At 72.4% G+C, this 11,842-nt stretch carries 11 protein-coding genes, 1 pseudogene and 1 riboswitch; of the genes and pseudogenes, 5 read left to right on the forward strand and 7 right to left on the reverse strand.

Features of this window, described 5'->3' with window-relative positions; translation table 11 throughout:
* Positions 1–56 precede the first annotated feature (56 nt).
* The 3 genes from OG289_RS10645 to OG289_RS10655 are packed head-to-tail and all read right to left on the reverse strand — an operon-like array spanning position 57 to position 2,586.
* Positions 57–1,346, reverse strand: coding sequence for a bifunctional 3,4-dihydroxy-2-butanone-4-phosphate synthase/GTP cyclohydrolase II (locus OG289_RS10645; protein ID WP_327313769.1), 1,290 nt, complete (start codon positions 1,344–1,346; stop codon positions 57–59).
* Entirely contained in the window at positions 1,343–1,984 is a 642-nt protein-coding gene (pnuC, locus tag OG289_RS10650) for a nicotinamide riboside transporter PnuC (RefSeq protein ID WP_327313770.1), read from the reverse strand. The genes OG289_RS10645 and pnuC overlap by 4 nt, the downstream gene beginning before the upstream one ends.
* Positions 1,981–2,586: a riboflavin synthase gene (locus tag OG289_RS10655; RefSeq protein WP_327313771.1), complete on the reverse strand. Its 606-nt coding sequence runs from the start codon at positions 2,584–2,586 to the stop codon at positions 1,981–1,983. The genes pnuC and OG289_RS10655 overlap by 4 nt, the downstream gene beginning before the upstream one ends.
* A 146-nt stretch (positions 2,587–2,732) precedes the next feature.
* Positions 2,733–2,863: riboswitch (FMN riboswitch) on the reverse strand.
* Between the two features lie 249 nt (positions 2,864–3,112).
* Between OG289_RS10655 and OG289_RS10660 the strand changes: the two genes are divergently transcribed.
* Both OG289_RS10660 and OG289_RS10665 read left to right on the forward strand, forming a co-directional pair.
* Entirely contained in the window at positions 3,113–4,000 is an 888-nt protein-coding gene (locus OG289_RS10660) for an RNA polymerase sigma-70 factor (protein ID WP_327313772.1), read from the forward strand.
* A 93-nt stretch (positions 4,001–4,093) separates the two neighbouring features.
* The gene (locus OG289_RS10665) at positions 4,094–4,837 is read left to right on the forward strand and encodes an SDR family oxidoreductase (protein WP_327313773.1); all 744 of its coding nucleotides are present in this window, start codon (positions 4,094–4,096) and stop codon (positions 4,835–4,837) included.
* Positions 4,838–5,095: 258 nt separating this feature from the next.
* Here the strand turns inward: OG289_RS10665 and OG289_RS10670 are convergent, their stop codons facing one another.
* Entirely contained in the window at positions 5,096–6,283 is a 1,188-nt protein-coding gene (locus tag OG289_RS10670) for an ROK family transcriptional regulator (protein WP_327313774.1), read from the reverse strand.
* A gap of 142 nt (positions 6,284–6,425) precedes the next feature.
* On the opposite strand from OG289_RS10670, the gene OG289_RS10675 reads away from it, so the two are divergent.
* Complete coding sequence (locus OG289_RS10675; RefSeq protein WP_442818890.1) at positions 6,426–7,637, forward strand: MFS transporter; 1,212 nt, start codon at positions 6,426–6,428, stop codon at positions 7,635–7,637.
* Here the strand turns inward: OG289_RS10675 and OG289_RS10680 are convergent.
* The gene (locus OG289_RS10680) at positions 7,597–8,055 is read right to left on the reverse strand and encodes an acyl-CoA thioesterase (protein ID WP_327313776.1); all 459 of its coding nucleotides are present in this window, start codon (positions 8,053–8,055) and stop codon (positions 7,597–7,599) included. The genes OG289_RS10675 and OG289_RS10680 overlap by 41 nt on opposite strands.
* Before the next feature lie 128 nt (positions 8,056–8,183).
* On the opposite strand from OG289_RS10680, the pseudogene OG289_RS10685 reads away from it, so the two are divergent.
* Positions 8,184–8,729: pseudogene (locus tag OG289_RS10685) on the forward strand (solute carrier family 23 protein); the annotation flags it as partial.
* A gap of 382 nt (positions 8,730–9,111) precedes the next feature.
* Here OG289_RS10685 and OG289_RS10690 read toward each other — a convergent pair.
* A complete protein-coding gene (locus tag OG289_RS10690) occupies positions 9,112–9,258 on the reverse strand; it encodes a hypothetical protein (protein WP_327313777.1) in 147 nt (48 codons plus the stop codon).
* A gap of 101 nt (positions 9,259–9,359) precedes the next feature.
* Between OG289_RS10690 and OG289_RS10695 the strand changes: the two genes are divergently transcribed.
* Positions 9,360–10,100 carry a DUF5995 family protein gene (locus tag OG289_RS10695; protein WP_327313778.1) on the forward strand — a complete coding sequence of 247 codons (741 nt, stop codon included), beginning with the start codon at positions 9,360–9,362 and terminating at the stop codon, positions 10,098–10,100.
* An 18-nt stretch (positions 10,101–10,118) separates the two neighbouring features.
* Here OG289_RS10695 and OG289_RS10700 read toward each other — a convergent pair whose 3' ends face one another.
* On the reverse strand, positions 10,119–11,831 hold the full coding sequence (locus tag OG289_RS10700; RefSeq protein ID WP_327313779.1) for a flavin monoamine oxidase family protein: 1,713 nt from the start codon (positions 11,829–11,831) through the stop codon (positions 10,119–10,121).
* Between the last annotated feature and the right edge of the window lie 11 nt (positions 11,832–11,842).

An 11,842-nucleotide genomic window follows, 5' to 3' on the forward strand; every position in this document is an offset into this window, starting at 1 on the left:
TCCCACTGGTCCTGCTGGTCCTGCTGGTCCTGCTGGTCCTGCTGGTCCTGCTGGTCCTACTGGTTGCCGCAGGGGGACACGGGAGCCGCGTCCAGCCAGGGCAGGTCGTGTCCCATCCGGTCCCGCTTGGTGCGCAGGTAGCGGATGTTGTGCTCGCCCGCCTGCACGGGCATCGGCTCGCGCCTGGTGACCTCGATGCCGTGCCGGACGAGGGCGTCGGTCTTCTCGGGGTTGTTGGTCATCAGGCGCACGCTGTGCACGCCGAGGTCCTCGAGGATCTGCGCGCCGGCCCCGTAGTCGCGGGCGTCGGCGGGCAGGCCCAGCTCCAGGTTGGCGTCGAGCGTGTCGTGACCCTGCTCCTGGAGCTCGTACGCGCGCAGCTTGGACAGCAGGCCGATGCCCCGGCCCTCGTGTCCGCGCAGGTAGACGACCACGCCCCGGCCCTCGCTCTGGATGCGCTCCAGGGAGGCGTCGAGCTGGGGGCCGCAGTCGCAGCGCTGGGAGGCGAAGATGTCGCCGGTGAGGCATTCGGAGTGCACCCGGACCAGGACGTCCTCGCCGTCGCCGATCTCGCCGTGGACGAGGGCGACGTGCTCGACGCCGTCGACGGTGGAGCGGTAGCCGTACGCGGTGAAGGTGCCGTGGACCGTGGGCAGCCGGGTCTCGGCCTCGCGCCGGACGGTGGGCTCGGCGGAGCGGCGGTAGGCGATCAGGTCCTCGATGGAGATGATCGTCAGGCCGTGCTTGCGGGCGAACGGGATCAGTTCGGGCAGCCGGAGCATCCGGCCGTCCTCACCGGCGATCTCGACGATCGCGCCGGCCGGGCGCAGGCCCGCGAGGCGGGCGAGGTCGACGGCGGCCTCGGTGTGGCCGTTGCGGGTCAGGACACCACCGGGCTTGGCGCGCAGCGGGAAGACGTGCCCGGGCCGGACGAAGTCGTCGGCCTGTGCCTCGCCGCTCGCCAGGAGCTGGAGGGTGGTGGCGCGGTCGGCGGCGGAGATGCCGGTGGTGACGCCGTGGGCGGCGGAGGCGTCGACGGAGACCGTGAACGCCGTCTTCATCGACTCGGTGTTGTCCTCGACCATCTGCGGGAGCTTCAGCCGCTCCAGTTCGTCGCCCTCCATGGGGGCGCAGATCAGGCCACGGCACTCGCTCATCATGAAGGCGACGATCTCGGGCGTGGCCTTCTCGGCGGCGACGACGAGGTCGCCCTCGTTCTCGCGGTCCTCGTCGTCGACGACCACGATGGGGCGGCCGGCCGCGATGTCGGCGATGGCCTGCTCGACGGGGTCGAGGGAGAAGTCCTCGATGCCTTCCGTGCTGTAGAGGATCGGTGCCGTGCTCATGCCGGCGCTCCTTCCAGAGCGGGTTGCGAAGCCTTGCGGGAGCGCAGCCACCAGTCGCGCATGCCCCACAGGACCAGCGCGCCGTAGATGACGTAGACGAAGCCGGAGAAGGCGTAGCCGTTGGCGAAGTTGAGGGGGACGCCGACGACGTCGACGAGGAGCCAGGCGATCCAGAACTCGACCATGCCGCGCGCCTGGGCGTACATGGCGACGATGGTGCCGACGAAGATGTAGGCGTCCGGCCAGGGGTCCCAGGACAGGGACGGGTTGGCCTTGAAGAGCAGGGCGACGGCGACCGTGCCGACGGCGGCGGCGCCGACCATGGCCGCGCGCTCGGGCCAGGTGGCGAAGCGGGGGGTGATCTGGCCGTCCTGGGAGCGCCCCTTGCTCCGGTTCCACTGCCACCAGCCGTACAGGGCGACGACCATGACGACGACCTGCTTGCCCGCGCTGCCCGTCAGGTGGCCGTAGAAGGCGCCGAAGAGGACGAGTCCGGAGAGGAACTGCACCGGCCAGGTCCACAGGGAGCGCCGCCAGCCGAGGGCCAGGGTGATCAGGCCGAGGATGTTGCCGATCATGTCCGACCAGAGGATGTGCTGGTCGAACATGACGAAGGCCTCGGAGTTCAGCGAGTTCACTGCGCCGCCCCCTGAGTGGTGGTCAGCAGGCGCTCGACGTACTTGGCGACGATGTCCACCTCGAGGTTGACCGGGTCGCCGGGCTGCTTGAGGCCGAGCGTGGTCAGGGCGAGCGTGGTGGGGATGAGGCTGACGGTGAAGTGGTCGGGGCCGGCGTCCACGACGGTGAGGCTGATGCCGTCGACGGTGATGGAGCCCTTCTCCACGACGTACCGGGCGAGGTCGGCGGGGAGCGAGATCTTGATGATCTCCCAGTTCTCGGAGGGCCTGCGCTCCAACACCGCGCCGGTGCCGTCGACATGGCCCTGCACGATGTGCCCGCCCAGGCGTGAGCCGACGGCGGTGGGGCGTTCGAGGTTGACGCGGGAGCCGACGCCGAGGGCGCCGAGGCTGGAGCGGTTCAGGGTCTCCGCCATGACGTCGGCGGTGAACTCGTCGCCCTCGTGTTCGACGACGGTGAGACAGACCCCGTTCACGGCGATGGAGTCGCCGTGCTTCGCGCCGTCGGTCACGACGGGGCCGCGCAGCCGGAAGCGGGAGGCGTCGCCGAGGTTCTCGACGGCGGTGACCTCACCCAGCTCTTCGACGATTCCGGTGAACACTTCCCGGGTCCTCCTGCCTCTTCGGGCACGGACTCCGGGGCCTGTCGATGACGACAGCTTGTACGGGCAACGGCACCGAGGGCGACGCCGGACAGACTCGTCCGCGGACGAGTATGTATACGGCGGCGCGCACGAATGCCCGCCCGCCGCGCACTGCCTCCCATCCGGACTTTAACCGTCGGTCCAGGAATTTCACCTGGTCAACCGGCCGCTGGAAGCGACCGGGTCGCGGACTGTAACCGCCGGTTCGGACTTTCACCGACCCCGGAGTGCGCTGCTTTTAGGTACAGGGTCAGTGTGCCACGGCCGACAGTGGTCCATACAGGTGAACGGTGTGGAGTGGCTCACAGGTCGTCAGTCCCGGATCGAGCCGGGCCCGATCCCGGGCCGGCCCCCACACCATTGACGTGTTGGTCTAGTCCTTTCTAGGGTCTGCGGTGTGCGGCCCGGTGGCGGTGACGACGGCCCTTGCCCGCCGCCGGGTCTCCTCGATCCGGCCGGTCGGGGGTTCTGGCAGGGTGATCACATGACGACCGCGAGCGCCGACGAGTTCGAGGCCCACCGCTCCCGGCTGTTCGGGCTGGCCTACCGGATGCTGGGCTCGGCCCACGAGGCCGAGGACGCGGTCCAGGACGCCTACCTGCGGTTCAGCGGGGCCGACCGCGCGGACATCACGTATCCGGCGGCCTGGCTGGCGAAGACCGTCACCAACCTCTGTCTGAGCCGGCTGACCTCGGCCCGGGCGCGGCGCGAGAGCTACGTCGGGACGTGGCTGCCGGAGCCGGTCCTCACCTCGGACGGCGCGCTCGGCCCCCTGGAGTCGGCGGAGCAGCGCGACGCGGTGTCGCTCGCGATGCTGGTGCTGCTGGAGCGGCTCACGCCCACGGAACGGGCGGTGTACGTGCTGCGGGCGGCGTTCGCGTACGGGTACCGGGAGATCGCCGAGGTGCTCGACCTGAGCGAGGCCAACTGCCGCCAGCTGTACCGGCGGGCCGAACAGCGGCTGACGGCGGCGGAGCGGCGCTTCGAGGCGGCTCCCGCGCGGCAGGAGGAGCTGGTGGCCTCGTTCGTCACGGCCGCGCGGGACGGGGACCTCGCCACGCTGGAGCAGGTGCTCGCGGCCGACGTCACCTGGTGGAGCGACGGCGGAGGCCGGGTCACCGCGGCCCTGCGGCCGATCGAGGGACGCGAGAAGGTCCTGCGCTTCCTGGCCGGCGCGTTCCGGGGTTTCGCGGCCGGTCTCACCTTCACGGCCACCGAACTCAACGGCGCGCCGGGCCTGCTCGTCCGGGACGGCGACGCCCTGGTGGCCACGCTCGGGTTCGACTACCGCGACGGGGAGGTCAGGGGCGTGCGGGCGGTACTGAATCCTGACAAGCTGGACTTCGTCGAGCGTCAGCTCGGGCGGGCGTAGCAAGGACTGTCACATCTGGCGGGGGCTGTTCGGTCTCAGTCGGCGGAGGGCGTTCCGGCCGGGGGCGTCCGGTGTCCGAAGGAGCTGAACAGCATGACCACGATCCTGGTGACCGGCGGCAGTGGGACCCTCGGGCGGCTCGTCACCGAGCGGCTGCGGGCGGACGGGCACGAGGTGCGGGTGCTGAGCCGGCACACCGAACCGTACGCCGTCGACCTGCGGGAGGGCGGTGCCGGGCTGGACGCGGCCGTCGCGGGCGTGGACACGATCGTGCACTGCGCGAGCACGCCGCGCGGGGGTGACGAGCAGGCGGCCGCGAACCTGATCGCCGCGGCCCGCGAGGCCGGGGTGAGGCACCTCGTCTACATCTCGATCGTCGGGGTGGACCGGGTGCCGTTCGGCTACTACAGGGCGAAGCTCGCCGTGGAGCGGCTGGTGCAGGAGTCGGGGCTGGGCTGGACCGTGCTGCGGGCGACCCAGTTCCACGACCTGCTGGTCCAGGTGTTCGGGACGCTGGCCAAGGTGCCGGTGATGGTCCTGCCGGCCGGGGTGAGCGACCAGCCGGTGGAGGTGGCGGAGGTCGCGGACCGGCTCGCGGCGCTGGCGGCGGGCGCGCCGGCGGGGCGGGTGGACGACATGGCCGGGCCCGAGGTGCGCACGTTCGAGTCGCTGGCCCGAGCGTTCCTGAAGGCGCGCGGCAGGAGACGGGCGGTGGTGAACGTCCCGCTGTGGGGCGCCGCCTACCGGGGCTTTCGCGCCGGCGGTCACCTGGCGCCGGAACGTGCCGTGGGGAAAGGGACGTTCGAGGAGTACCTGACGAAGCACATCAGGCACTGACCCGCCCCACACTCTTGCGGGCCGCTCGCCGGCGCGTGCCCCGAACCCTGCGGGCCGCCGACCTGTGCGGGCCGAGAGGTTCCGGTCCCTCGCTCGCACATCCCGAGAGGTTCCGGTCCCCTCGCCGGCGTGCGCCGGCCCCCGCCGGCCGGCGCGGGCCGACAGACTCCGACCGTTCACCGCCGCGCCCCACACCGACGCCCCCCAACAGGCTTCAGCCCCTTCACCGAAGCACCCGGAACGGCTCCAGTCCCCTCGCTAGCGCGTCCCGAACAGTTGCTCCTGGGCGGACTCGCGGGCCGTCAGGAGCGCGCCGCGCAGGACCGCACCGCCGCCGAGGGCGCTGGGGCGGACCTCCGTGGGGAGGGGCGCCATACGGCGGAGCCGCTGGGCCACCCGGCTCGCGAGCACCTCGCCGCCGGCCTGTCCGACCTCGCCGCCGAGGACCACGCAGCCGGGGTCCAGGACGGCGACCACGGAGGCGACACCAAGGGCGAGTCGGTCGGCGAGAGCGTCGAGGAAGCGGTCGGCGGCACCGCCGGGAGCAGACGGCACCGCCTCCCGCACCAGCGCCGCCGCCACCGGCTCGGCGGAGTGCGCGCCGACCGCCGTCAGGCCGTGCTCCACCGCCAGTGCGGCGATCGCGGCCGAGCCGGCCAGGGAGTGGAAGCCGCCCTCGCAGTCCGTCGCCGAGGGCAGGCTGTTGGTGCCGGGGACCGGCAGGAAGCCGATCTCGCCGGTGCCGCCGGAGGCTCCGCGGCGCAGGACGCCGTCCAGGACCACGGCCGCGCCGATGCCGTGGCCCAGCCACAGCAGGACGAAGGTGTCGCGGTCCCGGGCGGCGCCCTCGCGCTGTTCGGCAAGTGCGGCGAGGTTGGTCTCGTTCTCGACGTGCGCGTGGGCGTGCGGGAACCGTTCCTGGAGGGCGGCCACCAGGCGGCGGTGCCACTCGGGCAGGCCGCCGGAGTCGCGGAGTTCACCGCCCGCCGGGTCGATCAGGCCGGGCGCGCCGATGCCGAGGGTGTGCAGCCGGTCGGCCCCGGCCTCCTTCGCCGTCCGCTCGACCAGCGTGACCGCCTGCTCCACGGCCGTCCCGGTGCCGGTGTCCCCGCCGATCGGCACGAACGCCTCGGCGAGCACCCGGCCGACGAGGTCGGAGACGAGCACTCCGACCCCCTCGGTGCGCACGTCCAGCGCGGCCAGGTGGGCGCGGTCGGCGACGATGCCGTAGAGCCTGGCGTTGGGCCCGCGGCGCTGCTCGCCCGCCTCGCCGACGACCTCGATCAGGCCAGAAAGGGTGAGGCGTTCGACGAGGTCGGCGACCGTGGGCCGGGACAGGCCGGTGAGCTGCTTCAACTGCCCTGCCGTCAACGGGCCTTCGTGTTGCAACAGCCGCAGGGCGAGCCGGTCGTTGATGGCCCGGGCGGTGCTCGGGGATGCGGGCATGGCGGGAATCCTCCCACGGTGGTCGAGGGCTCCTGGCGGCGGTCGAAGCGCCCTCTATTTATCAGGCAGGGTTCCTGATAGTTTACGACGGCATCGCGACGGCGCGGCGCTGGAGCCGGGAGGGACGGGGAGAATGGTCGGAGTGGGCGAAGTGATCCACGCACCGACGGAGGTACGGCGCGCCCGGTACGCCGTGGCGGCCGTGTTCACCGTGCACGGCGCGGTCACCGGCTCGTTCGCCACCCGCGTGCCGTGGATCCAGGACCACGCCGGCGTGTCCACCGGCCAGCTCGGGTTCGCGCTCGCCTTCACGGCGTTCGGGGCCGCCTGCGCGATGCCGCTGGCCGGCTCGGTCACCCACCGTTTCGGCAGCCGCGCGGCCCTGCGCGGGCTGCTCGCCCTGTGGACGCTGTCGCTTACGCTGCCCGCCCTCGCCCCGAACCTGTTCACCCTGTGCCTGGCGATGTTCGCCTACGGCGCCGCCGCGGGCATGGCCGACGTCGCGATGAACGCGCTCGGCGTGGAGGTGGAGCGGCTGCTGGGCAGGTCGATCATGTCGGGGCTGCACGGCATGTGGAGCGCGGGCGCCCTGATCGGCTCGGCCGGCGGGACGCTCGCCGCGCACCTGGGGTCGGACGCGCGCGTGCACCACGCGCTGGCGGCGGCCGTCCTGACCGTCCTCGGTCTGCTGGTCTGCCGCTGGGTGCTGGACCTGCGGCCGGCCGAGGACGAGGAGCCGCCCCCGCGGTTCGCGCTACCGCCCCGCTCGGCGCTGCTGATCGGCGCGGTCGGGTTCTGCGCGGTGTTCGCGGAGGGCGCGAGCCTGGACTGGTCGGCGGTGTACCTGCGCGACCGGCTCGACTCGTCGGCCGGCCTGGCGGCGGCCTGCACGACCGGCTTCATGTTCACGATGGCGGTGGCCCGGATCGCGGGCGACGCGGTGGTGAACCGGTTCGGCGCGGTGCGTACCGTGCGGGCAGGCGGTGTCCTCGCCGCACTGGGCGGGCTGCTGATCGTCGTCGCGGGGCACCCGGTGGTGGCGATCGGCGGGTTCGGACTGATGGGGCTGGGCATCGCGGTCGTCGTGCCGCTGTGCTTCGCCGCGGCCGGGCACAGCGGGCCGAACCCGAGCCAGGCCATCGCGGGCGTCGCGACGATCACGTACACCTCCGGGCTGATCGCCCCGAGCCTGATCGGCGGGGTGGCGCAGGCGACCAGCCTGATGGTGTCGTTCTGTGTGGTGACGGTGCTGGCCTGCGGCCTCGCGGTGTTCGCGGGTGTGCTGCGCGGCGGTGGGCGGACGGGCGCGAAGGTCAGTCCGCAGGCCGCAGCAGTGCCCGACCCGCGGCCCTGAAGGCGTCGCTCCACGGCGTGGGGCGCAGGGTGCCCGCGTCGAGGCGCACCAGGACGCGGGTGCCCCGCGCGTACGTGGTGGCGCCTTCCGCCGAGCAGAACCGGAAGCCGTACGTCAGGCCCGTGGTGCCCAGCCGGTCCAGCCAGAGGTGGACGGCGTAGGCGCCGGTGCGGGTCACCGGGGCCTCGTAGCCGATCAGCAGTTCCTTCACCACGTTGCAGGCGTCCCCGGCGCTCGCCCAGTCGCCCTCGAAGCGCACCCCGTTGGCCTGCCAGAACTCCGTCCAGGCCCGCTCGACGAGCAGCGGGTAGCGGGCGTTGTGCAGCATGCCGAGCGCGTCCAGGTCGTCGAAGTGGACGGTGACGGGGATCAGCCGGCCGTAGGACAGAGCGGGGGCGGTCGGGGCTTCGGCGGTCACGGGCGGGGCTCCCTTACATGTACGGGACAACGACCCCCATCCTACGCGTTGACTAAGCGGTCGCTCACCCTCTGGTTTCACGGGAGTGCTCCGGACATCCGCATCCCCGACGAAAGCGAACCCGCTCCATGGATCTTGGCGTCCGCTGGAAACTGCACGGCGGCGGACGCACCCCGGCGCCCGGGGCGGTGGTCCGCCCCGGCGAGCGGCTCTCCTGGCCCCGCACGGCCGGGCTCGGCGCCCAGCACGTGGTGGCGATGTTCGGGGGGAGTTTCGTGGTGCCCGTTTTGATGGGTCTGGACCCCAACCTCGCCGTCATGATGTCCGGCGTCGCGACCGTGATCTTCCTGCTCGCGACCCGCGGCCGGATGCCCAGCCACCTCGGGTGCCCCCTGTCCTTCGTGGGCGTGGCCGCGGTCATCCGGGCGCAGGGCGGGACGAGCGCCACGGTCACCGGCGCGGTGTTCGTGGTCGGAGCCGCGCTGTTCGTCCTCGGGCCGGCCGTGCGGCGGTTCGGGGCGCGGATCATCCACGCCCCGATGCCGCCGATCGTGACGGGCGCGGTCGTGATGCTGATCGGATTCAGCCGCGCGCAGGTCACGGCCACCGCCTACTGGCCTCAGGACCAGTGGACGGCCCTGCTGGTCATGGCGTTCACCGGTCTGGCGGTGGTCCAGTCGAGGACCTGGGACTCGGTGTGGCGGTAGAGGCTCGTGGACACGGCGGCCGCCCGCGGTTTCGTGGTGGTGGCACGGCCGGGCGGTGGCGTCGGCCTCGCGGGCGAGGGAGAAGCGGACGGGGACGGCGAAGGCGGGGGCGAGGGGGACAGGAGCGTCGCGCTCGCCTCCGGGCGGGCCCGGTCGGTGCGGCGTCCGTCGTCGCCGTCGTCCCGGTCGGCGAGCGCGCTCAGCGTCCCGGTCGGCGAGCGCGCTCAGCGTCCCGGACGGCGAGCGCGCTCAGCGTCCCGGACGGCGAGCGCGCTCAGCGTCCCGGACGGCGAGCGCGCTCAGCGTCCCGGACGGCGAGCGCGCTCAGCGTCCCGGACGGCGAGCGCGCTCAGCGTCCCGGACGGCGAGCGCGCTCAGCGTCCCGGACGGCGAGCGCGCTCAGCGTCCCGGTCGCGGCGCCCAGGGCGACCACGACCGAGACGACGGCGACCATGACACCGCGCCGGTCGGCCCGCCGCTCACGTAAGCCTGGCACCGTGCTGTTCCCCCTCCCGCGTGACGGGCCCGTTCCCCCGTTCCGGGGAAGCGTCGGGCCCGCCGACACGCGGGCCGGCCCAGGACTGCGAACCTGCCCCCATGCCGCAAACGGAACAGTTCACCGCTCCCTTCGGGACAGGCGTCGAGACGGGCGTAGACACGGTCGGCACGAGCGTCGACGACGTGCTCGCGCGGATGCGCGCCCTCGACGCGGCCCTGCCTCCCCGGGACGGGGTCGCGGTCTTCAACCGCGTCTACCTCGCGGTGACCCGGGAGGTGGACCGGCGCATCGACACCGGCCGGTTCCCGGACGCGCGGGCCGCCGTCACACTGGACGTACGGTTCGCGGAGCGCTACCTGGACGCGGTGGAACCGGTGCCGGCCGACCGGCGTCCACCGGCCTGCTGGCGCCCGCTGCTGCAGTTCCGCCGCCATCCCGGCGTACGTCCCCTGCAGTTCGCGTTCGCGGGCATCAACGCGCACATCGGGCACGACCTCGCGCTCGCCGTCGTGGACGCCTGTCGTAGCCTCGGCTGCGAACCGGCCGAGCTGGAGGACGAGTTCGACCGCGTGGGCGATCTCCTCGTCTCGCTGGAGGAACGCATCCGCGAGGAGCTGATGCCGGGCCCCGACCTGTTGCAGATCGCCGACCCCCTCACCCACCTGCTCGGCTCCTGGAGCCTGGAACGCGCCCGGGAGGCCGCCTGGACGGCGGCCCGGGCGCTGTGGGCCCTGCGCCGGCTCCCCGACGTCGCCGAGGAGTTCACCGTGCGGCTCGACACGGCCGTCGGCTTCGCGGGCCGCATGATGCTCACCCCGATGCGCGACCTCATGCGGTGAGCCTCGGGCTGTGCGGACTCAGTCCTCCGGGAGTTCCACCGGCGCGATCTCGTCGTACACGTCACCCGGGCCCGGGTTGGTCGCGTCGGTCGTCCCGCCGAAGTGGTGCATGACGCCCCAGACCGCGTTCAGCGCGGTCTGGACGGCGCCCTCGGCCCAGCCGGCCGTCCAGGAGATGTCGTCGCCGGCGAGGAAGACGCCCCGCTTGTCCTCGGGCAGCCGGTCCTGCATGAAGTGCGTGAACAGGCGCCGCTGGTAGCGGTAGTGGCCGGGCAGGTTGGCCTTGAACGCGCCCATGAAGTAGGGCTCGTTCTCCCAGGAGACCGTCACCGGGTTGCCGATGATGTGCTTCCTGATGTCGACGTTCGGGTAGATCTCGCCGAGCGACTTCAGCATGACCTCCATCCGCTCGTTCGCGGACAGCGGCAGCCACTTCAGGCTGTCGTCGCACCAGGTGTACGAGAGGCAGATGACGGCGGGCTTGTCCGGGCCGTCGTCGAGGAGGTAGGTGCCGCGCGTCATACGGTCGGTGAGCGTCATCGACATGACGTCCCGGCCGGTCGGGTTTCCCCTGTCGTCGACGGCCTTGTCCAGCCAGAACGGCCGGTCGACCGGCACGAAGAGCTTGCTGGACTCCATGTAGTGGGTGCGCTCGATGGCGGTCCAGTGGTCGATCGGGAAGAGCGAGTCGTCGCAGTCGATCTTCGACAGCAGCATCCAGGACTGGGCGGTGAAGACCGCCGCCCGGTAGGTGCGGATGTCGCCGTTCGCGTCCGTCACGGTGATCCGGTTGCCCGCGGTGCGGTGCAGCCGGGTCACGGCCGGGCGGGGCTCGCCGCCCTCGTGCAGGCTCGCGAGCGAGGTCCCGTACGGCCATTGGACGATCTTCTCCGGCTCGCGCTCCCAGAGCCGCAGCGGCAGCTGCTGGGAGCCGCCGACGATGCCGCGGTGGTGGTCGTCGGCCTCGGTGTAGACGACGCGCAGGATCTCCAGGATGGAGTTGGGGAAGTCGGTGTCCCAGCCGCCGGTGCCGAAGCCGACCTGGCCGAAGATCTCGCGGTGCCGGAAGGACCTGAACGCCTCGGAGTCGCAGAGGAAGCCGTAGAACGTCTGGTTGTCGAGCTTCTCGACGAGCTTCGCCCAGATCTCGCGGATGCGCGGCACGTCCCGCTCGCGCATCGCGCGGTTCATGTCGGAGAAGTCGGCGCCTTCCTCGAGGCACCTGTTCCAGGCGGCGGCGACATCGCGGTAGACCTGCGGGAGGTCCTCGGCCGTCTCGGCGTAGTGCGACTCGCCCTTGAGGTCGACGACCGTCGAAGGGGTCGCCTCGGCAAGGGGGTTGGGGAAGGGCCGGGTCTGAAGGCCCACCAGGTCGATGTAGTGCTGGAGGGCCGTGGAGGACGGAGGGAAGCGCATCGCGCCCATCTCGGCGGTGAGGGAGGGGTCGCAGCCGTCGAAGCCGACGGTGCGCAGCCTGCCGCCGATCCGGTCGGCCTCGTAGACGACCGGCTTGAGGCCCATCTTCATCAGCTCGTACGCGGCCACGATGCCGGACAGTCCGCCGCCGATGACGGCGACCTCGGTGCCGTGCTCGGTCGCGGGGATCTGGCCGAGCCCCGCCGGGTGGGCGAGGAAGTCGTCGTACGCGTACGGGAAGTCCGGGCCGAACATGGTGATCGGCGGCTGCTGCTCGTCTGCGTGCTCGACGGCGTTGGGCACGGTGGACGTCATGGGGTACGGAC

This window comes from Streptomyces sp. NBC_01235, from assembly GCF_035989285.1.
In the GTDB taxonomy this organism is placed as follows: domain Bacteria; phylum Actinomycetota; class Actinomycetes; order Streptomycetales; family Streptomycetaceae; genus Streptomyces.